24 protein-coding genes are annotated in these 24,609 nt (G+C 68.1%); 16 read left to right on the top strand and 8 right to left on the bottom strand.

Annotated elements, in window-relative coordinates:
* Positions 1 to 70 precede the first annotated feature (70 nt).
* A complete protein-coding gene (prpF, locus tag ACN20X_RS16795; protein WP_047327752.1) occupies positions 71 to 1,282 on the top strand; it encodes a 2-methylaconitate cis-trans isomerase PrpF in 1,212 nt (403 codons plus the stop codon).
* A 34-nt stretch (positions 1,283 to 1,316) separates the two neighbouring features.
* Here the strand turns inward: prpF and ACN20X_RS16790 are convergent, their stop codons facing one another.
* Positions 1,317 to 2,249, bottom strand: a complete 933-nt coding sequence (locus ACN20X_RS16790) for a pyridoxal-phosphate dependent enzyme (protein WP_026062287.1) — start codon at positions 2,247 to 2,249, stop codon at positions 1,317 to 1,319.
* Between the two features lie 67 nt (positions 2,250 to 2,316).
* Here ACN20X_RS16790 and ACN20X_RS16785 point away from each other — a divergent pair, with 67 nt between their 5' ends.
* Positions 2,317 to 3,237 carry a LysR family transcriptional regulator gene (locus tag ACN20X_RS16785; RefSeq protein ID WP_016453509.1) on the top strand — a complete coding sequence of 307 codons (921 nt, stop codon included), beginning with the start codon at positions 2,317 to 2,319 and terminating at the stop codon, positions 3,235 to 3,237.
* Here the strand turns inward: ACN20X_RS16785 and prpR are convergent, their stop codons facing one another.
* Positions 3,238 to 5,280, bottom strand: a complete 2,043-nt coding sequence (gene prpR, locus ACN20X_RS16780) for a propionate catabolism operon regulatory protein PrpR (protein ID WP_473209629.1) — start codon at positions 5,278 to 5,280, stop codon at positions 3,238 to 3,240.
* 174 nt (positions 5,281 to 5,454) lie between these two features.
* Here prpR and ACN20X_RS16775 point away from each other — a divergent pair, with 174 nt between their 5' ends.
* The 3 genes from ACN20X_RS16775 to ACN20X_RS16765 are packed head-to-tail and all read left to right on the top strand — an operon-like array spanning position 5,455 to position 8,425.
* Positions 5,455 to 6,465, top strand: a complete 1,011-nt coding sequence (locus ACN20X_RS16775) for a tripartite tricarboxylate transporter substrate binding protein (RefSeq protein WP_017405022.1) — start codon at positions 5,455 to 5,457, stop codon at positions 6,463 to 6,465.
* A 44-nt stretch (positions 6,466 to 6,509) separates the two neighbouring features.
* A complete protein-coding gene (locus tag ACN20X_RS16770; protein ID WP_473209628.1) occupies positions 6,510 to 7,520 on the top strand; it encodes a Bug family tripartite tricarboxylate transporter substrate binding protein in 1,011 nt (336 codons plus the stop codon).
* A gap of 44 nt (positions 7,521 to 7,564) precedes the next feature.
* Positions 7,565 to 8,425, top strand: coding sequence for an isocitrate lyase/PEP mutase family protein (locus ACN20X_RS16765; protein WP_017405020.1), 861 nt, complete (start codon positions 7,565 to 7,567; stop codon positions 8,423 to 8,425).
* A 52-nt stretch (positions 8,426 to 8,477) separates the two neighbouring features.
* On the opposite strand, the gene ACN20X_RS16760 is transcribed toward ACN20X_RS16765, so the two are convergent.
* A complete protein-coding gene (locus ACN20X_RS16760) occupies positions 8,478 to 9,074 on the bottom strand; it encodes a TetR/AcrR family transcriptional regulator (protein WP_016453514.1) in 597 nt (198 codons plus the stop codon).
* A 122-nt stretch (positions 9,075 to 9,196) separates the two neighbouring features.
* Here ACN20X_RS16760 and ACN20X_RS16755 point away from each other — a divergent pair, with 122 nt between their 5' ends.
* On the top strand, positions 9,197 to 10,417 hold the full coding sequence (locus tag ACN20X_RS16755) for an MFS transporter (protein WP_212645757.1): 1,221 nt from the start codon (positions 9,197 to 9,199) through the stop codon (positions 10,415 to 10,417).
* Between the two features lie 34 nt (positions 10,418 to 10,451).
* Here the strand turns inward: ACN20X_RS16755 and ACN20X_RS16750 are convergent, their stop codons facing one another.
* Positions 10,452 to 11,333: a LysR family transcriptional regulator gene (locus ACN20X_RS16750; RefSeq protein WP_473209627.1), complete on the bottom strand. Its 882-nt coding sequence runs from the start codon at positions 11,331 to 11,333 to the stop codon at positions 10,452 to 10,454.
* A 113-nt stretch (positions 11,334 to 11,446) separates the two neighbouring features.
* Here ACN20X_RS16750 and ACN20X_RS16745 point away from each other — a divergent pair, with 113 nt between their 5' ends.
* Positions 11,447 to 12,991, top strand: a complete 1,545-nt coding sequence (locus ACN20X_RS16745) for an MFS transporter (RefSeq protein WP_473209626.1) — start codon at positions 11,447 to 11,449, stop codon at positions 12,989 to 12,991.
* A 103-nt stretch (positions 12,992 to 13,094) separates the two neighbouring features.
* On the opposite strand, the gene ACN20X_RS16740 is transcribed toward ACN20X_RS16745, so the two are convergent.
* Both ACN20X_RS16740 and xseA read right to left on the bottom strand, forming a co-directional pair.
* Positions 13,095 to 13,676, bottom strand: a complete 582-nt coding sequence (locus ACN20X_RS16740; protein ID WP_016445904.1) for a superoxide dismutase — start codon at positions 13,674 to 13,676, stop codon at positions 13,095 to 13,097.
* A 318-nt stretch (positions 13,677 to 13,994) separates the two neighbouring features.
* A complete protein-coding gene (gene xseA / locus ACN20X_RS16735) occupies positions 13,995 to 15,320 on the bottom strand; it encodes an exodeoxyribonuclease VII large subunit (protein WP_047327748.1) in 1,326 nt (441 codons plus the stop codon).
* Positions 15,321 to 15,715: 395 nt separating this feature from the next.
* On the opposite strand from xseA, the gene ACN20X_RS16730 reads away from it, so the two are divergent.
* From ACN20X_RS16730 to adk, 6 genes are all read left to right on the top strand, one after another.
* Positions 15,716 to 16,348 carry a MotA/TolQ/ExbB proton channel family protein gene (locus tag ACN20X_RS16730; protein WP_016445902.1) on the top strand — a complete coding sequence of 211 codons (633 nt, stop codon included), beginning with the start codon at positions 15,716 to 15,718 and terminating at the stop codon, positions 16,346 to 16,348.
* A gap of 22 nt (positions 16,349 to 16,370) precedes the next feature.
* A complete protein-coding gene (locus ACN20X_RS16725) occupies positions 16,371 to 16,796 on the top strand; it encodes an ExbD/TolR family protein (RefSeq protein WP_012205405.1) in 426 nt (141 codons plus the stop codon).
* A gap of 12 nt (positions 16,797 to 16,808) precedes the next feature.
* On the top strand, positions 16,809 to 17,825 hold the full coding sequence (gene lpxK, locus ACN20X_RS16720; protein WP_074922342.1) for a tetraacyldisaccharide 4'-kinase: 1,017 nt from the start codon (positions 16,809 to 16,811) through the stop codon (positions 17,823 to 17,825).
* Positions 17,826 to 17,889: 64 nt separating this feature from the next.
* Entirely contained in the window at positions 17,890 to 18,072 is a 183-nt protein-coding gene (locus tag ACN20X_RS16715; RefSeq protein WP_016445900.1) for a Trm112 family protein, read from the top strand.
* A gap of 53 nt (positions 18,073 to 18,125) precedes the next feature.
* A complete protein-coding gene (gene kdsB, locus ACN20X_RS16710) occupies positions 18,126 to 18,920 on the top strand; it encodes a 3-deoxy-manno-octulosonate cytidylyltransferase (protein ID WP_343739705.1) in 795 nt (264 codons plus the stop codon).
* 256 nt (positions 18,921 to 19,176) lie between these two features.
* Entirely contained in the window at positions 19,177 to 19,833 is a 657-nt protein-coding gene (gene adk, locus ACN20X_RS16705) for an adenylate kinase (protein ID WP_016445898.1), read from the top strand.
* A 90-nt stretch (positions 19,834 to 19,923) separates the two neighbouring features.
* Here adk and ACN20X_RS16700 read toward each other — a convergent pair whose 3' ends face one another.
* The gene (locus ACN20X_RS16700; RefSeq protein WP_154834404.1) at positions 19,924 to 20,913 is read right to left on the bottom strand and encodes an asparaginase; all 990 of its coding nucleotides are present in this window, start codon (positions 20,911 to 20,913) and stop codon (positions 19,924 to 19,926) included.
* Between the two features lie 98 nt (positions 20,914 to 21,011).
* On the opposite strand from ACN20X_RS16700, the gene lexA reads away from it, so the two are divergent.
* Positions 21,012 to 21,686, top strand: coding sequence for a transcriptional repressor LexA (gene lexA / locus ACN20X_RS16695; protein ID WP_016445896.1), 675 nt, complete (start codon positions 21,012 to 21,014; stop codon positions 21,684 to 21,686).
* Between the two features lie 162 nt (positions 21,687 to 21,848).
* A complete protein-coding gene (locus ACN20X_RS16690) occupies positions 21,849 to 22,256 on the top strand; it encodes a hypothetical protein (RefSeq protein WP_016445895.1) in 408 nt (135 codons plus the stop codon).
* Positions 22,257 to 22,339: 83 nt separating this feature from the next.
* Here the strand turns inward: ACN20X_RS16690 and ACN20X_RS16685 are convergent, their stop codons facing one another.
* Positions 22,340 to 23,521, bottom strand: a complete 1,182-nt coding sequence (locus ACN20X_RS16685; protein WP_016453522.1) for an MFS transporter — start codon at positions 23,519 to 23,521, stop codon at positions 22,340 to 22,342.
* A gap of 141 nt (positions 23,522 to 23,662) precedes the next feature.
* On the opposite strand from ACN20X_RS16685, the gene ACN20X_RS16680 reads away from it, so the two are divergent.
* On the top strand, positions 23,663 to 24,544 hold the full coding sequence (locus ACN20X_RS16680; RefSeq protein ID WP_016453523.1) for an AraC family transcriptional regulator: 882 nt from the start codon (positions 23,663 to 23,665) through the stop codon (positions 24,542 to 24,544).
* Positions 24,545 to 24,609 lie beyond the last annotated feature (65 nt).

The following is a 24,609-nucleotide window of genomic DNA, read 5'->3' as shown; positions in this document are numbered from 1 at the left end:
CTGCGCGCTCCGGCGATCGGCAGACCGCAAGAACAGACACAGATACGAACAACAGCACAGGAGGCCTGAGATGGGCGCGATCCCCGAAACCTTTCTTCCCCAGTTGCGCATCCCTGCCACCTACCTGCGCGGCGGCACCAGCAAGGGCGTGTTCTTTCGCCTGCAGGATCTGCCCGAGGCGGCCCAGCGCCCCGGACCCGTGCGCGACGCCATCCTGTTGCGCGCCCTGGGCAGCCCCGACCCCTATGGCAAGCAGATCGACGGCATGGGCAATGCATCGTCCAGCACCAGCAAGGCCGTGATCCTGGCTCCCAGTACGCGGGAAGGCCATGACGTGGACTATCTGTTTGGCCAGGTCGCCATCGACCAGCCGTTTGTGGACTGGAGCGGCAACTGCGGCAACCTCTCGGCCGCCGTGGGGCCCTGCGCCATCCACATGGGACTGATAGATCCCGCGCGCATTCCTCGCAACGGCACGGTCACCATTCGCATCTGGCAGGCCAACATCGCCAAGACCATCGTGGCCCATGTGCCCATCACGCAAGGCCAGGTCCAGGAGACCGGCTCCTTCGAGCTCGATGGCGTGACCTTCCCGGCCGCCGAAGTGGCGCTGGAGTTCCTGGATCCCGCCGATGAAGGAGACGATGGCGGAGCCATGTTCCCGACAGGCCACCTCGTGGACCGGCTGGACGTGCCCGGCGTGGGCAGTCTGGCGGCCACGCTGATCAACGCGGGCATTCCGACCATCTTCCTGAACGCCCAGGACCTGGGCTACACGGGCTGCGAGCTGCAGGACGCCATCAATACGGACGACGAGGCCCTGGCCCGCTTCGAGGCCATACGCGCCCACGGCGCGCTGCAGATGGGGCTGATCAAGGATCTGGCCGAGGCCGCCAGACGGCAGCACACGCCAAAGATCGCCTTTGTGGCGCCACCGGCCGCCTACACGGCATCCAGCGGCAAGCGCATTGAATCGGGTGACGTGGACCTGCTGGTGCGCGCCCTGTCCATGGGCAAACTGCACCACGCCATGATGGGCACGGCTGCCGTGGCCATCGGCACCGCAGCGGCCGTGCCGGGCACGCTGGTGAATCTGGCGGCAGGCGGCGGCGAGCGCAGCGCCGTGCGCTTTGGCCACCCCTCCGGAACGCTGCGCGTGGGCGCCGAGGCCCGTTTGGTGAACGGCCAGTGGCAGGTGACCAAGGCCCTGATGAGCCGCAGCGCACGCATCCTGATGGAAGGCTGGATCAGGGTCCCCGGCGAGGTGTTGAACGCCGCATGAATGCGCGGGCCGGGACTTCAGGCCGCAGCCGTGCTCACGCCTCGGCTGCCAGCGCCGCCCCACGCCACGCCTGGAGCTGCTCCAGCGTGTTCGTCGTGCCGCCGCAGGCCACCACCAGCACGCGCTGGAAGCCTTGCAACGCAGGAGCGCGCCCGTAGGCCAGGGCCAGCGCGGCGCCACAGGCCGGCTCCACATGCAGGCGATGGTCGTCAATGAAGCGCAGGCAGGCCTGCAGCGCCTGCGCATCCGTCACCACGGCGCTGCGCACGGGGTGCACCTGCGCCAGATCGAAGGCCCGCTGGCAGACCTGGCGCGCGCCCAGCGAAGTAGCCACGCTGGTGATGCGGTCCAGCAGTACGCGGCGGCCCTGGGCCAGGGACTGCGCCAGAGAATCGGCGCCGGCCGTCTCCGCCGCGATCACGGGCACATCGGTCCAGCCATGGCGCTCCAGGCCCTGCACCACGCCGGCCAGCAGGCCGCCGCCGCCCACGGCCAGCACCACGGCGTCGGGCTTGAAGCCGGCAGCGGCCAGTTCGTCGACGAGGGTGGAATGCCCGGCCCACAGCAGCGGATCGTCAAACGGGTGGACAAAGGCATCGTCGGCACCCAGCAGGGACTGGGCCAGCGCATTGGCCTCGTCCCAGACGGAGCCATGCACGATCAGCTCGGCGCCCTGGGCGCGGATCAATGCCCGTGCATGCTCGGTCGTGGTCTGGGGAACGACCACGGTGACGGGCATCGACAGCTGCCGTCCCGCATAGGCCACGGCAATGCCGGCATTGCCGCCCGACGAGGCCACAAAGCGCTTCTTGCCCTGGCCCGCCAGGGTCTCGCAGGCATGGCCTATGCCGCGCAGCTTGAATGATCCGCAAGGCTGCAGCGCGTCCAGCTTGAGCCAGATGTTCTGGCCGCTGGCCTGGCCCAGGGCATGGGATTCGATGAGGGGAGTGGAGGTGTGCAAAGGCATGGAGCGGCAGTGTAGAACCGGGCTGCCATCGCGATAATCCCCCGGTATTCCAAATATTCTTTGCGCTATGAGCACAAATCAAGCCCTGCCCCTGTTCGGGGAAATGGCCATCTTCGTCAAGGTGGTGGACACGGGCAGCTTCTCCGAGGCCGCGCGCCAGCTGGGCAGCACGCCATCGGCCACCAGCCGGGGCGTGGCGCGGCTGGAAAAGGCGCTGGGCCTGCGCCTGCTGGAACGCACCACGCGCAAGCTGCGCCTGAGCGAGGCCGGCCGCGAAGTGCATGCGCGCTGCCTGGACATGGTGGGCGCCGCGCAGGCCGTCATGGCTGCATCCCTGCTTCAGGACGCGCAGCCGCGCGGCCTGGTGCGCATCAGCGTGCCCAAGGCCGTGGGCCATACCGTGGTCCATCCCCACATGCCCGACTTCCTGGCCCTGTATCCCGAGGTCGACGTGCAAATGCGGCTGGAAGACCGCTACATGGACCTGATCGATGACCCCGTGGACCTGGCCATACGCATCACCAACCACCCGCCGCCAGGCCTCATGGGCCGCCACCTGATGGACATCGACCATCTGCTGTGCGCCTCGCCCCAGTACCTGGCCCGGCACGGCACGCCCGCGCATCCGCTGGACCTCAAGGCCCACAGCTGCATCTACCTGGGAGAGGAGCCCGGCGACGCGCACTGGAAGCTGCGCGGCCGCGGCAAGACCGTCACCGTGGCCGTGCGCGGGCGCTATGCGGCCAACCACACCGGTGTGCGGCTGGACGCCGTGCTGCAGCACATCGGCATCGCCAGCCTGCCCCGCTTCACGGCACGGCAGGCCCTGGCGGACGGGCGCATCGTGCAGGTGCTGCCGGACTGGAGCTTCCTGCCCAACTACAGCGGCCAGCTGTGGATTCTTCACCCGCCCACCAGACATCTGCCACTGAAGCTGCGCGTGCTGATGGATTTCCTGGCCGAGCGGCTGGGTGGCCATGCACCCTGATCAGTCCGGCGCCCTGAGCCTGCGCCACAACGTGGCCCGGCTGATGCCCAGGATCTCGCAAGCGCGGCGCTGGTCGCCCTGTACCTGCTCCAGCACTTCGCGCATGCGCTGGCGCTCGGCATCGCGCCGGGCCTCGCGCAGTTGCAGTTGCCGCTGCTGCGCTGGCAGGGCCTGAACGGTACCCTGCCCAGCCCCGTCGCATTCAGGAAACAGCTCCCGCAAGCGGCCCATGTCCACGCGGCCCGCGCTGTCGCGCAGGTCGTGGCGGCAGGCCAGCAGGCGTTCCACCCAGTTGTCCAGCTCTCGCGCATTGCCGGGCCAGCGGTGGCCGGATGCCAGCTCCAGCAAGGCCGCCAGCAAGGGCTCCAGCGATGGCCCTTCCGCCTGCAGCGACTGCGTGCGCAGGCGCCGCGCCAGCATGGCGCGGGCCAGGGCATGGACATCGGCCGGGCCGCGTTCGTGCAGTCCGGGCATGTACAGGCGCAGCACGGCCAGGCGGTAGAACAGGTCACGCCGGAATTCACCGCGCTCGACCAGGGCCGCCAGATCGGCATGCGTGGCGGCGATGACGCGCAGGTCCACCGGCACGGGCGTGGTGGAGCCCACGCGCAGCACTTCGCGCTCCTGCAGCACGCGCAGCAGGCGGGACTGCAGGGCCAGCGGCATATCGCCGATCTCGTCCAGGAACAAGGTGCCCGTATGGGCCGCCTCGATCAGCCCGGTCTTGCCGCCGCGCCGCGCGCCGGTGAAAGCGCCTTCGTCGTAGCCGAAGAGTTCGCTCTCCAGCAGGCTTTCCCCCAGGGCCGCGCAGTTCACCGCCAGAAAGGGCTGGGCGGCGCGCCGGCTGGCGCGGTGCATGCCCTGGGCCAGCAACTCCTTGCCCGTGCCGCTGTCGCCCTGGATGAGCACGGTGGCATCGCTGGCCGCGAACTGGCGCGCCAGGCGGCGCACGCGCTGGGCGGGCTCGCTGTCGCCCGCGTAGTCTTCGATGCGCCAGCGCACGCCCGCTCCGCGCAGGCTGCGGTTGGCGCGCAGGTGGCGGTCGGCGCGCTGGATGGTGGCGGGATCGCGGCAGACCAGCAAGGCGCCCGTGAGCTGGCCGTTTTCCACGATGGGCGCGCGCCGTACCACCAGGGTGCGCATGGCCAGCTGGACCACGTCTTCACTGCCTTCGGGCTCCAGGGACTGCGACTGCAGCGCCTGTGCCAGCGCCAGCGCGGGCGCCACCTCGTCCAGCAGCCGGCCATGCAGCGCCCTGGCGGGCGCTCCCAGCAGGGCTGCCATGGTGGGGTTCAGTGCCTGGATGCAGCCTTGCGTGTCCACGGCAACCACGCCGTCCTGCAACTGGCCGAGCACGGTTTCCAGCCGCTGGTGGCGGGCGCGCTCGGCATGGCGGTGGCGGGCCAGCAGCACGGCGTCGCGCAGGGCCTGCAGCACGGCACCGTCGGAGTACAGCAGCACGCTGGGAATGCCAGCCTGCTCGGCCAGGTCGGCCACCAGACCGGGCGCGACGACGGCGCCCACGCCGGCGGCCTGCAGCGCACGCACGCAGGCCTGGGCATCGTAGGGCCCGTGATAGCTGAACTGGGCAATGCCGGCGCCGAACAGCGCGTCGAACTGGGCCAGGTGCGGCGAGGGATGGTCGAACGACACCAGCCCGATGCGCGGCGTGCCGCCCGCCTGCGCCAATTCCCGCGCGCTGGCCAGCGCCTGCAGCAGATCGAAGCCGCGCACCTCGATCATGACCACGGGAATGTCGACATGCTCGCGCACCCAGGCACCACTGGCGCCGGCGGCCACCAGGGCGTCTATGGGCTCGACCGCCTGCAGCGCGCGCACGGCCTGCACAGCGTCGTCAAAGGCCGCGCTGACATGCTCCACACGCACCTGGTCGCCCACCGCCAGGGACATGCGCTCCAGCACGCGGCCGATGCGATGGCGGCCTATGGTGACGACACGGGGCCATGCCGCGCGGGGGCCGGACGGGGTTCCAGGGACAGGGGGCACGACTGATTCATTCATGCAACCGATTATTTCATTCATGCAACACCGCACCGGGCGAATCGGTGAATGCCTGCAGAGCAGACTTTTCAAGAATCACAAAACCCATTCACATCAACAACTTGCGATATCAAGGGTTTACCCTTTTATCCGGTGGCATGCCACTTGCAAACAGGGCAGGCGTTTCAATCATTTCAAGCATTTCCAGGAGACCCCATGAACCAGCCATCCCGCCTGCCCCGCCGCACCGCCCTGGCCACCCTGCTTGCCGCCGCGCTGCCGCTGGCCGGCGTGACCTGCTCCGTCGCTGCACGGGCTGCCGGCGCCGCCGATGCCTGGCCCACCCGCCCCATTCGCCTGGTGGTGCCGTTCTCGGCAGGCGGCGCCAATGACCTGATGGCACGATCGGCTGCCGAAGGCGCGTCCAGGATCCTGGGCCAGCCCGTGGTGGTCGACAACCGCGCGGGTGCGGGAGGCACGGTGGGCGCCGACATCGTGGCCAAGGCCCAGCCCGACGGCTACACCCTGCTGGTGAGCGCGGCTGGCGTGATCTCCAACAGCATGATCAAGAAGACCATGCCGTTCAAGGACGATGCGCTGGTTCCGGTGGCCATGATCGGCCTGGCGCCGTCCGTGATCGTGGTTCCCAAGAACGCGCCCTACCAGAACCTGCGCGATTTCGTCGAGGCATCGAAGAAGGGCCAGGGCTTCAATTTCGCCACTGCCGGCACGGGCAGCACGCCGCATTTCGTGGCCGAGATGCTGAACGTGAAGTACGGCGCCCAGCTGCAGCCCGTGCCCTACAAGAGCGGGTCGGAGAGCACGACGGCCGTGCTGGGCGGGCAGGTGGAGGGCACGTCGGAGGCCAGCATCATCGCCCTGCCCCACATCCTCAACGAAGGCAAGTTCAAGGCCCTGGCCACCACCTGGACGCAGCGCATCTCGGCCTATCCGCAGCTATCCACCGCCGTGGAGCAGGGCTTTGCCGAGCTGCAGATCGCGCACTGGGCCGGCATCCATGCGCCCAAGGGGACGCCGCCCGCCATCCTGGACAAGCTGGCCGCCGCCGTGGACAAGGCCATGAAGGAGCCGGCCACGGTGGAAAAGCTCAAGGGCCTGGGCATCGAACCCATCGGCGGCACGCGCGCCGAGTTCGTGAAATTCACCGATGCCGAACGCAAGCGCCTGGGCGAGATCGTCAAGGCCGCGAACATGCAGGAAAAGTGAACCGCTTGCGCCATCACCACCGATCCCAACCGAGACAAGACACCATGAATACCCGCCGCAACACCCTCCGCCTGGGCATGGGCCTGGCCCTCAGCGCCATCGCCGCCGCTGCCGCCCTGCTCGCTGCCCCCGCCACCGCCGTGGCCCAAGGCGCAGATGCCTGGCCCTCGCGCCCCATCAAGCTCATCGTGCCCTATGCGGCCGGCGGCTTTGCCGATACGCGGGCCCGCAAGATCGCCGACAAGATAGGCCAGAGCCTGGGCCAGCCCATCGTGATCGACAACCGCGGCGGCGCGGGCGGCGTGACGGGCACGGATGCCATCGCCAAGGCCACGGACGGCCATACCTTCGGCTTCGGCTCGCCAGGCCCTCTGGTGACCAATCCCATGCTGATGAAAAAGCTGCCCTACAACGCCGCACGCGACCTGCAGCCCATCATCCTGATCGAAGAGGCGCCGCTGATCCTGACCACGGCTCCCAACCAGCCGTTCAAGACCGTGGCCGAACTGGTCGCGGCAGCCAAGGCCAAGCCCGGCACGCTGACCTATGGATCGTCGGGCGTGGGCGGTGCCCACCACCTGTCGGGCGAGCTGCTGGCCTTCCAGACGCGCACGGACATGGTCCATGTGCCCTACAAGGGCGGCGCGCTGGCAGCCACCGACCTGATGGGCGGCCACCTGGCCTTCATGTTCGAGATGGGCTATGCGGCCCTGCCCGCCATCCAGGGCGACAAGGTCAAGGCCCTGGCCGTGTCCAGCAAGCAGCGCCTGAAAGTGCTGCCCAGCGTGCCCACGCTGGATGAGGCGGGCATCAAGGGCTTCGAGTCGTACAACTGGCTGGGCATGATCGCGCCGGCCAGCACGCCGCCGGCCGTGATCGAGCGCCTGAACAAGGCCGTGAACGAGGCCCTCAAGGACGCGGAGGTGCGCGCCATGATCGAGAACACGGGCGGCATGGTCATGGGCGGCACGCCCCAGGCCTACGGAAAGTTCATCGAGGCCGAGCGCGCCAAGTGGGGCCCGGTGATCAAGAACGCCAACATCACGCTGGACTGAGCGCCAGCCCGCGCAGCACTTTTCCTCATCCAACAGAACCCTCCATGAACACCAAGCAACAACTCAAGGCCCTGGCCGAAGCGCGCCGCGGAGTGCTCGTGCCCGGCGCATTCAACGCACTGTCCGCGCGCGTCGTGGCCGATCTCGGCTTCGAGGCCATCTATGTGACCGGCGCCGGCGTGACCAATATGTGGTTCGGCCTGCCCGACCAGGCCTTCATGGGCCTGACCGACATCGCCGACCACACGGCCCGCATCCGCGACGCCGTGGATCTGCCGCTGATCGTCGATGCCGACACCGGCTTCGGCAACGCGCTCAACACCTACCATGCGGTGCGCACGCTGGAGCGCGCGGGCGCCGACTGCATCCAGATCGAGGACCAGATCAGCCCCAAGCGCTGCGGCCATTTCAATGGCAAGGAAGTGATTTCCACCGAGGAAATGCTGGGCAAGATCAAGGCCGCCGTGGACGCACGCCGCGACCAGGGCACGCTGATCATGGCGCGCACCGATGCCTGCGCCACGCAGGGCTTCGAGGCTGCCGTCGAGCGCGCCCAGCGCTTTGCCGAGGCGGGAGCCGACATCCTCTTCGTGGAGGCCGTGACCCAGGCCGAAGAAATCCGCGCCCTGCCCCGGCGCCTGTCCACGCCGCAGCTGATGAACATGGTGATCGGAGGCAAGACGCCCATCACCGACGCGGGCGAGCTGGCAGACCTGGGCTATGGCCTGGTGCTGTATGCCAACGCGGCCCTGCAAGGCGCCGTGGCCGGCATGCAAAAGGCGCTGGGCCAGCTGCGCAACGAGCGCAGGGTGGACGAGAACCCCGCCGTGGTCGCCCCCTTTGCCGAGCGCCAGCGCCTGGTCAACAAGCCGTTCTGGGATGCGCTGGAAAAGAAGTACGAGTGAAGCGCGAGTGAAGTTCGAGCGAGGGCGGGCTGGCGCAGCGCCGCTCAGCCGCTCAGCCCCTCGCAGGCGCCTTCCACCCCTTGAGCGTCAGCTCCAGCGCCTGCAGCGCCTGCTGCAGGCGTTCGGGGGGCGCCCCTTCCTCGGCAATCCAGAATGCCGACTCCACCAGGCAGCCATTGAGCAGGCGCGACATGGCCAGCGGATTGGCCCGCACGATCACGCCGCGCTCCATGAGCTGCTCCAGGTAGCCGGCCACGAAGGCGATGCAGGCACGGTGCTGCTCGCCCTGGTCCGTGCCCGTCAGCACGGCGCGCGCATCCTGCAGCACGATGCGGCGTATCTCGCCCTCCTGCGCCATGGCCAAGTAGGCACGGCAGTAGGCCAGGAACCCCTCCCAGGGGTCGACATGGTCGGCCAGCACCTGCTCAAGGCGCGCGTCCATCTCGGCATCCATCTGCGCCACCACGGCGGCCAGCAGGCCCGGCTTGCCGCCGAAATGGTGGTACAGCGCGCCGCGCGTCAGGCCGGCCTTGGCCGTCAGTTCGTCCATGGAGGCCTGGGCATAGCCCTGGCTGCCAAAGGCCTCGCGCGCAGCCTCGATGAGCTTGGCGCGTGTCTCCTCGATCATGCTGGCCCGGCTTTTGCGCATGGCGCACTCCATTCACATACAAAACGTATGCCAATGATACGGCGCGTCATGGGCAACCCGTAGAATCGCTGACATACGCCGCGTATGTGATTGCAGCGGCCTGTCCGTCTTCCGAGGTTTCCATGTTCCACGCCTACCGCCAGCTGTTCTCCCGGCCCGGCACGGCCGCCTTTGTGCTGGCCGGTCTCCTGGCCCGCCTGCCCCTTTCCATGACGGGTATCGGCCTGATCACCATGCTGTCCCAGCAGCGCGGCGCCTACACGCTGGCCGGCGCGGTCGCTGCCTGCTTTGCGCTGTCCATCGCGGTGCTGGCGCCCCGCATCTCGGCCCTGGTGGACCGCCATGGCCAGCGCAAGGTCCTGCCCTGGGCAGCGGCCGTGAGTGCTGCCGCCATGTTTGCGCTGCTGGCCTGCGCGCATTGGCAGGGACCGGAGTGGCTGCTGCTGGTGCTGGCAGCGCTGGTGGGTGCCCTGCCCAGCATGCCGGCCATGGTGCGTGCGCGCTGGACCGTGCTGCTGCGCGGCACGCCACAACTGCAGACGGCCTATGCGCTGGAGGCCGTGCTGGACGATGTCTGCTTCATCGTCGGCCCGCCCCTGTCGGTCGGCCTGAGCATGGTGCTGTTCCCCGAGGCCGGGCCGCTGGCCGCCTCCTTGCTGCTGCTGGTGGGCGTGGCGCTGTTCGTAGCCCAGCGCCGTACAGAGCCACCCGTGGACACATCGCAGCAGCGCACGCGCCAGCAGTCGCTGGCCCGCCATCCCGTGGTGCGCACGCTGGCGCTGTTCATGCTGGCCCAGGGCATCATCGTGGGCACCATCGACGTGGCCAGCGTGGCCTTTGCCACGCAGCAGGGCCAGCCGGCGGCGGCCAGCATCGTGCTGTCGTTCTATGCGCTGGGCTCCTGCGTTATGGGACTGGTGTTCGGCACGCTGCGCCTGAAGGCGCCGCTGCACCGCCAGATCGCCTGGGTGGGCGCCTCGGTCTGCATCACGGCCGTGCCCCTGCTGCTGGCCACCAATGTATTCACGCTGACCCTGGCCGTGCTGCTGGCCGGCATCACCTTCGGCCCGACCATCACCGTGGCCATGGGCCTGGTGGAGCAGCAGGTGCCGCCCCAGCGCCTGACCGAAGGCATGACCTGGCTGCTGACCGGCATTGCCATGGGCGTGGCCCTGGGCGCGGCCGCCGCCGGCTGGGCCACCGACCTGTGGGGCGCGCGCATCTCCTTCGTGGTGGCGCTGCTGGCCGGTGCTGTCATGTGGGCCCTGGGCGTGCTGGCCGCACGCCAGGCACGAGCGAAAGAGAGCCCGCCTGCCGAAGACGCAGCCGCTGCCTGCACCTGAACACGGCCCCAACGCCCGCGCCAGCCCAGACCGCTCAGGCCGTGGCCATCAAGGCCAGCAGCTCGGCCAGGCGCTGGCGCATCCACAGCGCTTCGACCCCGGGCGCCAGCCCTTCCAGCCAGAGCATGCGCACGGTCAGCGGCGGCAGCGCCAGCCCCTCGCAGGCGCGTTGCCGCAGATGCGGGCGCAGATCGCCGAACTCGGCAATATTGACCGGCAGGATGGCCCAGCCCAGGCCGTCGGCCACCATGTCGGCAATCACATAGAAGCTGTTGGAGCGCCAGACGGCGGGACTGAGCACGGTGTCCTCCACGCCCTCGATGTGCATCAGCAACTGGCGGTGCGCGGCCAGTTGCCTGCGCGTCAAGGGCTCTGCGCCATCGAGCACATGGCCCTTGGCCACGCAAATGGTCTGCGGCACGCTGCCGATATGGCGCTGGGCACAGGTGGCCGGCGCAGGCGCTCGGTCGAACTGGAAGGCGACCTGGGCACGCTGCGCCGCCACATGCTCGGCCACTTCGGAGGCCGTGCCGTTCAGCACGGTCAGCTCCATGGCCGGAAAGCGTGCCGCCAGCTCCTTGAACAGCTGGGCCAGCGGCACATAGGGCAATGCCTCGTCCAGCGCAACGGCCAGGCGCGCCTGCCCGCCTGCGGCCAGGGCGCGTGCGCGGTGGTCCATGGCCTGGGCCTGGTGCAGCAGGGACCGGGCCTCCAGCAGCATGACCTCGCCTGCGGCCGTGAGCCGCACATGGCGTCCCACACGGTCGAACAGCTCCAGCCCCAGATCGGCCTCCAGCAGGCCGGTGGCCGTGCTCACGGCCGATTGCGCACGGCCCAGGCGGCGCGCAGCCTCGGTCATGGTGCCGGCCTCGGCCACCGCCACGAAATGCCTCAGTCTGTCCAGTGTCCATTCCATCTATCAATTTTATGGATTGAATCAAACTTTGATAAAGCATTTTATTGATGGAAACTGCCGCTTTCATCCAAAGGAAGCTCCGGCCCACAAGGCCAGGAGCAAACAGGTGCTTTATGGCGTTCACGACGCAAACCCGAGTCCCCGCTGCGGGGCATCCCTCCAAATCTCTGGCGGCCGACCCGCGCCGCTGGCTGGTGCTGGCCATCGTCTCGGTGGCGCTGCTGCTCATCGTCATCGACATGACGGTGCTCTACACGGCACTGCCGCGCCTCACGCATGACCTGGCGGCCACGGCCTCCGCCAAGCTGTGGATCGTCAATATCTATGCCCTGGTGGTTTCCGGCCTGCTGCTGGGCATGGGCACGCTGGGCGACAGGCTCGGCCACAAGCGGCTGTTCATGGCCGGGCTGTGCGTGTTCGGCCTGGCATCGCTGTGCGCGGCCTTTGCGCCCTCGCCCGCCCTGCTGATTGCGGCGCGCGCGCTGCTGGGCGTGGGCGCGGCCATGATGATGCCGGCCACGCTGTCCCTGATCCGCCTGAGCTTTGCCGATGAGCGCGAGCGCGCGCTGGCCATCGGCATCTGGGCCTCGGTGGCCTCGGGCGGTGCGGCCTTCGGGCCGGTGGTGGGCGGGCTGCTGCTGGAGTATTTCTGGTGGGGCTCGGTGTTCCTGATCAACGTGCCCATCGTGCTGCTGGCCCTGCCCCTGGCCTGGTGGCTGATTCCCGCAGGCGGCGCCACCTCGCAGCGGCCCTGGGACTTTGTGGGCTCGCTGCAGGTCATGGCAGGCCTGGTGGCAAGCACCTACGCGATCAAGGAGGCTGGCAAGCAATCGCCCGACTGGGCCCTGGCCGCCGTGGTCCTGGTGCTGGGCCTGGGCTTTCTTGCCCTGTTCGTGCGGCGCCAGCGGCGCAGCAGCGACCCGCTGCTGGACTTCGCCCTGTTCCGCAACCCGGCCTTTGCCACGGCCGTGGCCTCGGCCCTGGTGGCAGCGGCAGCGCTGATCGGCATGGAACTGGTCTTCAGCCAGCGCCTGCAGTTGGTGCAGGGCCTGCCTCCGCTGCAGGCGGGCCTGGCCGTGCTGCCGCTGCCGCTGGCCGCCTTTGTTGCCGGCCCCGTCGCAGGCCACTGGCTGCCGCGACTGGGTGGGGCCCGCATGCTGCCGGCCTCCCTGTTGCTGTCGGGCCTGGGCATGGGCGGCTACCTGCTGGTCCATGACATGGGCTGGTGGCCGCAGGCGGGGGCGCTGGCCCTGCTGGGCCTGGGCATAGGCGCGGCCATGACCACGGCGTCGAGCACCATCATGCAAAGCGCTCCCGCAGACCGTGCAGGCATGGCGGCTTCGGTCGAGGAGGTGTCATACGAGCTGGGCGGCGCCCTGGGCGTGACGCTGATGGGCAGCCTGCTGTCGGCCGTGTACGCAGGCTCTTTGCGCCTGCCTGAGGGGCTGGGCCTGGCCCTGCCCGATTCCGTGCGCGACAGCCTGGACGAAGCCCTGCTGGCCGCCGAACAGCTGAGGCCTCAGGCCGCGCACCAGTTGACCGAGCTGGCACGCACGGCCTTCGGCCAGGGTTTCAGCGCCGTGATCGCCGGCGCCACGCTGCTGCTGGTGTGCACGGCGCTGTGGACGGGGTGGCGGCTGCGCGGTCAGCGCCGCTGAACGGCGGCCGCCCGGCCTCAGCCAGAAAGCCAAAAAGCCCCTTTCGGGGCTTTTTGGGCGCTGCGTGCACGTTGCGCGTGCACATTGCTGGCAGCTGCTTCGATCAGGCGAAGTTCTGCTCGGCAAACTTCCAGTTCACCAGCTTGTCGAGGAAGGTCTCGACGAACTTGGGACGCAGGTTGCGGTAGTCGATGTAGTAGGCGTGTTCCCAGACGTCCACGGTCAGCAGGGCCTTGTCTTGCGTGGTCAGGGGCGTGCCGGCGGCGCCGGTGTTGACGATGTCCACCGAGCCATCGGCCTTCTTCACCAGCCAGGTCCAGCCGGAGCCGAAGTTGCCCACGGCCGACTTCACGAAGGCTTCCTTGAAGGCGGCATAGCTGCCCCACTTCTTGTTGATGGCGTCAGCCAGGGCGCCGGTGGGCTCGCCGCCACCGTTGGGGGCCATGCAGTTCCAGAAGAAGGTGTGGTTCCAGATCTGGGCTGCGTTGTTGTAGATGCCGCCGGAAGACTTCTTGACGATCTCTTCCAGGGTCATGCTTTCGAATTCGGTGCCCTTTTGCAGATTGTTCAGGTTCACCACATAGGCGTTGTGGTGCTTGCCATGGTGGTACTCCAGCGTTTCCTGGCTGTAGTGGGGTGCCAGCGCGTCAATCGCATAGGGCAGAGGGGGCAAGGTATGTTCCATGGTGTTTCCTTCGTGGTTGAAATCTTTTAGGACGGGCCAGCACCTGTTGCGCAGAGCGCATGCAGCGCCTGCCGTGACCGTCGCGCGGGGCCTGCACTGCGCGCATTGCTGCGAGCCCTGGCCCTCACGCACCCGAACGGGCATTGTAGGAACAAGTTCGTGACCCTGCGGCGAAAGCGCGCTCCAAATCGGCCATCTTGGCCCGCTGCCGCGAGGGTGGATGTGAATTGACCGCAATCCGGCCAATCGGCCTACACGGATACCGCCTGCCGCCCGCCACTCCCTGCACGCCGAACGCTGCACACAGCGGGCCGCAGTTCAGAGCAGGCGCGGCTGCGTCACCACCAGGTCCAGGCTGCCGTCCGCCAGTTGCGCCTGCAGCGCCGTGCCCGGTGGCGCACGGCGCGCCTCGGTCACGGGATGGCCCTCGGCATCGGTGAGCAGGGCATAGCCTCGCTGCAGCACCAGGCGCGGGTCCAGCAGTTGCAGGCGAAGCTCCATGCGCGCCAGGTGATCCGCGCGCCTGTCCAGGCCGCGGCGCATGCCGGCAGGCAGCTGCGCCTGCAGGCCCTGCCCCGCATGGTCCATGCGCTGCAGCCTCAACTGCATGGCATGGCGCAGGCGCTGCGCCTGGCGGCTGAGCTGCAGCCGGCTGCGCGCCAGCTGTTCGCTGGGCCGGCCCAGGCGCTGCGACGCCAGGTCAAGGCGCTGCTGCTGGCGGTCCAGCAGCCGTTGCACCCCGTCCTCCAGCCGGCCCTGCATGAGCTGCAGCGCACCCAGCCAGACTTCGCGCGGCTGGCTCACCAACTCTGCTGCCGCCGTGGGCGTGGGCGCGCGCAGGTCGGCGCAGAAGTCGGCAATGGTGAAGTCGGTCTCGTGCCCCACGCCGCTGATCAGCGGCACCGGGCTTTGCACGATGGTGCGGGCCAGGCGCTCGTCATTGAAGGCCCAGAGGTCTTCGATGGAGCCGCCGCCGCGCACCAGCAAGATGGTGTCGATGTGCGGCGCGCCGGCCACCGATCCCGCGCCTTCCTGCGCCAGCCCATAAAGCCTTTGCAGCGCGTCGATCAGCGAGGCCGGTGCCTGCGCGCCCTGCACCAGGGCCGGCACCAGCACCACGGGGATGTGGGGCACGCGGCGGCGCAGCGCGGTGATCACGTCGTGCAGCGCGGCAGCCCCCGGCGAAGTCACCACGCCAATGCCGCGCGGCAGCGGCGGCAGGCTGCGCTTGCGCGCCGCATCGAAGAGGCCTTCGGCCTCCAGCTGCGCCTTCAGCCGCAGGAACTGCTCGAACAGTGCGCCCTGGCCTGCACGCTGCATGCTTTCGACGACCAGTTGCAGATCACCGCGCTGCTCGTAGACACCCAGCCGGCCCCGCAACTCGACCAGCTCGCCATCGCGCGGCGAAAAGTCCATGAGCTGGGCCGCGCGCCGGAACATGGCGCAGCGGATCTGCCCGCCGGCGTCCTTGATGCTGAAGTAGCAATGGCCGCTGGCCGCGCGCGAGAAGCCGCTGATCTCGCCGCGCACCGCCACCGGATTGAAGCGCGCCTGCAAGGCATCGCTCACGGCGCGGCACAGCGCGCCGACTTCCCAGACCAGCGGCGCCGCTGCTGGATTCATTGCGCCAAATGCACCGCTCATGCGGGCTCCCGGTCAGCATGCACTGCAACATTCTCCACAGGCCGACAGATGCAGCCTTGAAGAGGCACTTTGGCGATGATTTGCACAAGCAATCTCAAGAATACCTCGCAAGCATTTGATTAATAAGAGATTTTTTACTGAAACAAAGAATTCACATTTGTCACAGTGGTCATTCGCCGTCGCCGCCGCATCTGCGCAGGCAGCTTGATAACAAAGTTATCCACAGAAAATTGTGCTATATGAGCAAGCCCGAGGCAGGAAACCGGGACACCGCCAGTTGCCTGGATGCTGCGCCCGGTCACAGTTTTAGGCCGATCGCGCAGCCGGGACGCCTGGACCGGCCACATGGCTGGGCCATAATCGTCGGCTGCAGTTAAACGCGGGGGGAAAACAACTTGCTGTCGATCATACAAGCCGCAGGCTGGCCGATCTGGCCACTGATTGCCTGCTCCATCCTGGCTCTGGCCCTGGTCTTTGAACGCTTCGTGGCGCTGAAAACAGCCCGTGTTGCGCCGCCTGCCCTGTTGGGCGAGGCGATTTCCGTGTCCTCGCGCGGCCTGCCCAGTCAGGAAGTCGTGCAGCAACTGGCACAGAACTCCACGCTGGGCGAGGTCCTGGCCAGCGGGCTGCGCGCACTGCAGGCCCATCCGGACAGCAGCGAGGAAGAGCTGCGCGCGTCCATGGAAGGCGCCGGCCGCGCCGCCGCCCACACGCTGGAAAAACACCTGAGCGCGCTGGCCACCATCGCCTCTGCCGCCCCTTTGCTGGGCCTGCTGGGCACGGTGATCGGCATGATCGAGATCTTCGGCTCGCAAGGCGGCGCATCGGCCACCGGCGGCAGCAACCCCGCCCAACTGGCGGCCGGCATCTCCATCGCCCTGTACAACACGGCCTTCGGCCTGATCGTCGCCATTCCGGCCCTGATCTTCTGGCGCTACTTCCGCGCCCGCGTCGACGGCTACCTGCTGGGCATGGAGCTGGCTTCCGAACAGTTCGTGCGCCACCTCACCCGCGTCGGCGGCAAGTGAACCAGCACGCGAGAGACCTGACATGAACTTCCGTCCCCGCCGCCGTGACGAACCCGAGATCAACCTGATCCCGTTCATCGACGTGCTGCTGGTGGTGCTGATCTTTCTGATGCTGTCCACCACCTACAGCAAGTTCACCGAGCTGCAGCTGACCCTTCCGGTGGCCGACGTCGAGCAGCAGCGCGACCGGCCCCGCGAAATCATCGTCGCCATCGCAGCCGATGGCCGCTATGCCATCAACAAGACCGCCGTGGAAGACCGCAGCGTCACCGGCCTGACCCAGGCGCTGGCCGCAGCGGCCGTCGCCGGCAAGGACAGTGTGGTCATCATCAGCGCCGATGCCACTGCGCCGCACCAGTCCGTGGTATCGGTGATGGAAGCCTCGCGCCGCGCCGGACTGTCCCAGATCACCTTCGCCACGCAGACCTCGGCCAGCGCCGGGCGCTGAAGGCAAGCCGCCATGCCCCGGACTGGTCCTGCGCCCTCAGCCCGGGGGCTTCGCGCGGCCTGGCGCCGCCGCGGTCCGCTGGCCTGCGCGCTCCTTCCCCTGTCCCTGCTGTACCGCGCCCTGCTGGGCCTGCATCGGCTGCCTTATGCACTGGGCTTCAGGCGTGGGGGTCAGGCCGGCATTCCGGTCATCGTCGTCGGCAACGTGATTGCGGGCGGCGCCGGAAAGACCCCCGTCACGCTCGCCCTGGCCCGCCATCTGCGCGATGGCGGCTGGAGTCCCGGCATCGTCTCGCGCGGCTATGGTCGCAGCACGGACGACTGCCGCGAAGCCCGTCCTGACAGCGCCCCCGCCGACGTGGGTGACGAGCCCGCGCTGCTGGCGCGTGCCAGCGGCGTGCCGGTCTTCGTGGCCCGCAAGCGCATCGAGGCCGTCCAGGCCCTGCGCGCCCGCCACCCGCAGGTGGATGTGGTCATCAGCGACGACGGCCTGCAGCACCTGGCCCTGGCCCGCGACATCGAGCTGTGCGTCTTCAATGACGACGGTATCGGCAACGGCTGGCTGCTGCCGGCCGGCCCGCTGCGCGAGCCCTGGCCGCGCCCCGTCACCGCCGTGCTGCATGCAGGCGCAGCCCCCGACACCGACGCCCCCGCGTTTGCCATGCAGCGCCAGCTGTCCAGCGAAGCCGTCAATGCCCAAGGCGAGCGCATCGCACTGTCCTCCCTGCGTGCGCAGCCCGTGGAGGCCGTGGCCGCCGTGGCCCGGCCCGAGGGCTTTTTCTCCATGCTGACCCGCGAGCAAGGCCTGACGCTGGAGCATGTCCAGGCGCTTCCGGATCACTATAATTTTGAGAGCTTCCAGCGCCTGGGGCGCAACGAAGACCCGCTGGTCTGCACCGAAAAAGATGCCGTCAAGCTGTGGCGCACCCATCCCCAGGCCTGGGCGGTTGCGCTGCAATTGCAGCTGCCGGCGGATTTCTGGGCTCTGCTGGATGAGCGGCTGCAGGCACTGCGCCCCTGCCCCGCCTGACTATCATCTCCGTCTCGGCTGGCTGCCACGGCCCGCCCTTTCCCTTCAAAACACAGGATCCGCCATGGACGCCAAACTTCTCGAACTGCTGGTCTGCCCCGTCACCAAAGGCCCGCTGCGCTTTGACCGCGAGCACCAAGAACTGGTCTCGCGCAGCGCGCGCCTGGCCTACCCGGTGCGCGACGGCATTCCCGTGCTGCTGGAAACCGAGGCCCGCACGCTGGACGACGACGAGATCGAGGACTGATTTTTCCCATCACCTGCGCCGCCCCACGCCTTCGCCTCACTCCTGCACGCACCATGTCCTCCGCGCCCTTCACGGTTCTGATTCCCGCCCGCCTGTCTTCCAGCCGCCTGCCGGGCAAGCCCCTGGCCGACATTGCAGGGCTTCCCATGGTCGTGCGCGTGGCACAGCGCGCCAGCCGCAGCGGCGCCGCACGGTGCGTGGTCGCAGCCGATGACGAAAGCATCCTCGCCGCCTGTGCCGCGCATGGCGTGGCGGCCGTGCTCACGCGCAACGACCATGCCAGCGGCAGCGACCGACTGGCCGAGGCCTGCGCGCTGCTGGGTCTCGATGGCGATGACATCGTGGTCAATGTCCAGGGCGACGAGCCGCTGATCGCCCCCGAACTCATCGACGCCGTGGCCGCCCTGCTGCCCCGGCAACCTTCGGCCAGCATGGGAACAGCGGCGCATGCCATTGACAGCCTTGCCGACTTCGTCAACCCGAACGTGGTCAAGGTCGTCTGCGATGCCCAGGGCATGGCCCACTATTTCAGCCGTGCGCCCATTCCCTTCGCGCGCGAGCATGCGGACCAGGCATGGTGGGAGACGGCATCGGCAGCGTTGGGCCACCCCGGCTTCGCACCGCTGCGCCACATCGGCATCTACAGCTATCGCGCCGGCTTCCTGCGCAGCTTCCCCCAGCTTTCCCAGGCACCCACCGAGGCACTGGAGGCCCTGGAGCAGTTGCGTGCGCTGTGGCACGGCCACCGCATCGCCGTCCATGTCACACCCCATGCACCCGGCCCTGGCGTGGACACGCGCGAGGATCTGGAGCGGGTGCGCGCCCAGCTGTCCAACCCGCCGGCCTGAATCGGCCGGCCGCTGAAAACGCACAAATGGCGATGCCGGGCATCGCCATTTGCAGCAACGCCGCCCATGCGGTTTTGTCGGACAGCAAAACGCAGGTTTTGGCGATTGCACAGGCGACAGTTTTGCCCCGTGCGTGTAAGCCAGTGTTGGCCCTGTGCGTGCTATCCTTGCCCGCGACAAAAATATGACGCATGGACTGTCCGCCCCGGTGGGCCGATCCGGCAGACAAGAATTTCTACTCTCCTCAAGGACTTCCATGAAACTGATTTTGTTGGGCGCACCCGGCGCCGGCAAAGGCACGCAAGCCGCTTTCATCTGCCAGAAGTACGGCATTCCCCAGATCTCCACCGGTGACATGCTGCGTGCCGCCGTCAAGGCCGGCACGCCCCTGGGCCAGCAGGCCAAGGCCGTGATGGACGCCGGCCAACTGGTCAGCGACGACCTGATCATCAATCTGGTCAAGGAGCGCATTGCCCAGCCCGATTGCGCCAACGGCTTCCTGTTCGACGGATTTCCCCGCACCATTCCCCAGGCCGACGCCATGAAGGCCGCCGGCGTGAAGCTGGACTACGTGCTCGAGATCGATGTGCCCTTCGATGCCATCATCGAGCGCATGAGCGGCCGCCGCTCCCACCCCGCTTCGGGCCGCACCTACCACGTCACGTTCAACCCGCCCAAGGTAGAAGGCCTGGACGACGTGACCGGCGAGCCGCTGGTGCAGCGCGAGGACGACAAGGAAGAAACGGTCAAGAAGCGCCTGGACGTCTACAGCAGCCAGACCCGCCCGCTGGTGGACTACTACCGCGCCTGGGCCGAGAAGGAAGCCGCAGCAGCCCCCAAGTACCGCGCCATCAGCGGCCTGGGCTCGGTGGAAGACATCACCCAGCGCGCCCTCGCAGCACTGGCTGAATGACGCAGGCCATGCGCCAGACCCCAGAAAAGCACCCGCCGGGTGCTTTTTTGTTGCCCGCCTGCATCTGAAGCGCCGGCGACGCCCGGAGGATCAGTCGCGCGGCTGCGCGGCCAGCGCCAGCATCATGGCAATCCGCGCCTTGGCCACGGGCAGTTGGACCAGATCGGCCTCTGCGGGGTCCGTGCCAAGCCCCGAGGCAACGGGCAGGCCTTCGGCGCAGCGCGTGCCCCGCCAGATCCAGACGCCTTTGTCGCGCGCACGCAGCAAGGCCGCTTCCATGCTTTCGTGAATGGTCGCATTGCCCGTGCCGGCCACCACGATGCCGCGCACGCCTGCGGCCACCAGCGCATCCACGCCGCAGGCACGCGCCAGAGCACCGCTGAACACCACCTCGACCCAGGGCAGCTCATCCAGCGCCAGCAGGTCAGACAGAGCGGGAGCGGAAGTCACCATCCGCGCAACGGGGGCGACTGGCGTGACCGGCGCATCAGGCACCAGCCAGCGCACGCGTCCTTCCTCCACCACGGCCTGCGGGCCACCTTCCATGGAGCGCATGGCCTGCAGTCGGTAAGGGTGGACTTTTTGCACCTGGGCCGCCGCATGCACTTCGCCGCCGGCCACCACCCACACACCGCTGCGCCCGCCGCTGGCGGCCACGGTCACGGCATCGCGCAGATTCTGCGGTCCGTCGGCCAGCAGGGCCGTGGCCGGGCGCATGGCGCAAGTGAGCACGATGGGCTTGGTGGCAGGCAGCAGGCTGTGCAGCAGCCAGGCCGTCTCTTCCAGCGTGTCCGTTCCATGCGTGATCACCACGGCGCGTGTGTCCGCATCCTCCAGCGCCTGCGTGCAGGCACGCAGCAACGCGCGCCACACGGGCCAGTCCATATCCTTGCTGTCCACCTGCGCGATCTGCTGCGTCTGCACAGGCCCCAGCGCCTGCTGCTCCAGATCCGGCACGGCATCGAGCAGCGACTGCACCGTGATCTGTCCGGCCTTGTATCCCACTGCCTGCGACTGCGAATCCGCCCGGCCGGCGATGGTGCCACCCGTGCCAAGAATCACCAACTTTGACTGCCCCACTTGCACCTCTTGGAAAACTGGTTAAAAATACAGATACTGTATAAATCATCAGATGACTTCTCTGCCTGCCATCTGAATTCAAGGACCGGACGCACGCCATGCTCGACCATCCCAAGCTCACCGCCCGCCAGCAACAGATCCTGGACCTGATCCAGGCCGCCATCTCCCGCACGGGCGCGCCCCCCACCCGCGCGGAAATCGCCAACACGCTGGGCTTCAAGTCCGCCAACGCAGCAGAGGAACATCTGCAGGCCCTGGCCCGCAAAGGCGTGATCGAACTGGTCAGCGGCACCTCCCGCGGCATTCGCCTGCGTACCGACACCGTGCGCAACATCAATGCCGCACGCGGCACCAGCTTCGGGCTGCCGCTGTCGGCCCTGGCGCCGCTGATGCTGCCGCTGGTGGGCCGCGTTGCGGCGGGCTCGCCCATTCTCGCCCAGGAACATATCGACCAGACCTATTCCGTCGAACCCAGCCTGTTCCAGGTCCGCCCGGACTATCTGCTGCGCGTGCGCGGCATGTCCATGCGCGACGCGGGCATCATGGACGGCGATCTGCTGGCCGTGCAGTCCGCGCATGAAGCCCGCAACGGGCAGATCGTCGTGGCACGCCTGGGAGATGAAGTCACCGTCAAGCGTCTGCGCCGCACCACGCAGGGCGTGGAGCTCCTGCCGGAAAACCCCGATTACCCGGTGATCCGCGTCGCTCCCGAAGAGGCCTTTGCCATTGAAGGCCTGGCCGTGGGGCTGATCCGCAATAGCATGTCCATGTAAGCCGGACGGGCAGCCCTGCACGGGTTGCCACCCCCTATTTCATGCACCGCCCAGGTGGTAGGCGCGAAGCCTTGCAGCTTCGCCCTGGGCGGAGCTTTGCCCGCAAACCGCAATCCTGCCTGTGTCCATGCCTCTTTGAAATACGCCAACAGGAGTCGTCACATGGGATTCGCTCTGCCAACACTGTCTTCTCTGTCCTTCCTGCGCCTGGCACAGGGCATTCGCCTGCCCGCCGCCGCCATGGAGCCCGCCATGCGCACCATCCAGCCCGAATCGCCTGTGCAATCCGAGCAGGCGACCATCCTGTCCTTCAGCAAGGCACGCCGCCGCAGCCAGCAGCGGCGCAGCAAGTCAGCACGGCTGCCAGAACACAGGGATGCGCAGCTGCTGCTGCCCCTGCAACCCGAACTGCCCTCACTTCCGGCAGATCAGGCCCTGCCTTCGGGTCTGCGCATCATCCAGCGCTCGCCGCAGGAGCAGCCCGAATGCCTGTTCATCTCGGGCCGCATGGCCGATGTCTGTGCCGCCCTGGAACGCATGGAAGCGCACGGCGCGCAGACACCGGCCTGAGGTCGCCCTGAGACCAACCCGTCCACCCGGTCTGCGAGAGCCCGGGCCTGTCTCTTGCTTTGCCCAGCGGCAGGGGCTGCGCATCAGGCCCTGACAGCCGCCGGTGCAGCACTCCCCTCGCTGCGCCGATTGCGCATGCACCACGCCTGCGCCGCGGCAACGCACAGAATGCACAGCACGACGCTCAACGAAAAACGCAGTCCGCGCGCATCGGACAGCATGCCGAACAACGGCGCCACCATGCCGCCTATCGACATGGCCAGCCCCAGGGTCAGCCCGCTGGCCGTGGCCTGGTTGCGCGGCAGATAGTCCTGGGCCAGCGTGACCTGGGCGGCAAACGGAAGAAACATGCACACGCCCAGGGCCATGGTGCAGGCCAGCGCCATCCATGGCGTGGAGGCCAGGGCCAGGGCCGCCAGAGCAGGCAATGCCAACAGGTAGCCGGCGCGGATGGCCTGCATGCGCCCCCGGCGATCTGCAAGCGTGCCCCCCAGCAAAGTGCCCACCGCCGCAGCGGCTGTGAATGAGGTCAGCGTGGCCGCTCCCATGAAGTCCGAGCCGCCCAGCTCGCGCGTCACGAACATGGGCAGGGTGGACAGCACCGTCACATAGGGAATCGACCAGCAGACGATGACCCCGCACAGCAGGAAGAAGGCGCGCCAGTGGTTGGCGGGCAATTCGCCCTGAGCCACGGCCAGGCGCCGGGTGGCGCAATGGTCCTTGGCTCCATCCCGCCAAGTACAGGCATACCAGAGCACCAGCATGGCCGCTGCAGGCAGGGCCAGCATCCAGCTGCGGTGCAAGGCGCCTGCGCCCACCACGGCCGCAGCCAGCATGGGAGCGAACGATGCCCCCGCCGTTCCGCCCACCGAAAACACGCTCATCGCCTTCTGCGAGCCGCCGCCCGCCATGCGGGCCGCCACCGTTGCGGACGGATGGTAGGCCGCGATCCCCAGGCCGCACAGCACGGCAGCCAACCAGCTGACCCAGTAGTCCGGGCTCATGCCCACCAGGGCCAGGCCCAGGGCGGCCACCACAAAGCCGGCCGGCACCATCCAGGGCCGTGGCGACCGGTCGGCATACAGGCCGAACAGCGGCTGGACCATGCTCGACAGGCCCGTGGCCGCCAGCATCAGGCCGCTGGCTTCCGTATAGCTGTAGCCGCGCTCCAGCACCATGAAGGGCAACAGCGCAGGAACCAGTCCCTGGTAGAGGTCGTTGATGGCATGCGTGCCCGTAAGCAGCCCCAGACGTGCGCGGTTCATGCCCTGCCTCCTGTCACGTCCGTCATTCTCGAAAGGGAAATCATCTCCATACCTGCCACTTTCCTGCGGATTGAAAGTGGGTCATCGTAGAAAGTGCATGATCTGCATTCCTGCTACGAAGCAACAACAATCGTCGAGAAAATGACAACCCGGCAAAGTGGCCCACTTTCCCATGCCCGCACACGCGCTTGCCTGGATGACGTGCCTGCGGCCGCTCCATTGCCCCCGCACGGCGAGCACACGGCCCGCCCGGTCGTGGCCTTTGCCACAGACATGGCGGCCGGCGCTGCCATCGCACCGCATGCCCACCGCCGCGGCCAGCTGCTGCATGCCACCGAGGGAGTGATGCTGATCCGCGCGGATTCGGGCAGTTGGGTCGTCCCCCCGGGATGCGCCGTCTGGGTTCCACCACAGTCCCTGCACGCCATCCACATGGCCGCCGGCCCCGTGGCCATGCGCACCGTGTTCGTGGAGCCGGGGCTGCGGCCCGGCCTGTGGCATGACTGCCGAGTGATGCAGGTCACGCCCCTGCTGCGCGAACTCGTGCTGGAGGCCATCGAGCTGCCCATGGACTACCCGCTGGGCGGCAGGGAGGAGCGTGTCATGCAGTTGATCCTCGACGAAATGGAGCGCGCCCGCGCCCTGTCCTTGCACGTGCCCATGCCCCGGCATGGCGCCCTGGCCGCCTGCTGCCGCAGCTTTGTGGACGACCCATCGCAGGACGCCGGCCTGGCCAATTGGGCACAGCGGCTGCACATGCATCCCCGCACGCTGGCACGCCTGTTCCTGCGCGAGACCGGCATGAACTTCGGCGCATGGTGCCGCCAGGCCCGTCTTCTGCTCAGCCTGCCCCGGCTGGCCGCTGGCGCCTCGGTCCTGGAAGTGGCGCTCTCCCATGGATACGACAGTCCCAGCGCCTTCACCGCCGTCTTCCGGCGCAGCTTTGGCGCTCCGCCCAGCGCCTACCAGCGCAATCGCCCGGCGCAGGGCCGGCGTGGAAGTTCCGCCAGCATCTCCCTGTAGCGCACATGCAACAGAAAGATACCCAGTCCTCAGGAGTAAAGCTCGCGTGAAAGATAATTGATAAG

It is taken from the genome of Delftia sp. PX-1 (genome assembly GCF_055797465.1).
This window is presented reverse-complemented; position numbering and strand designations above follow the sequence as displayed.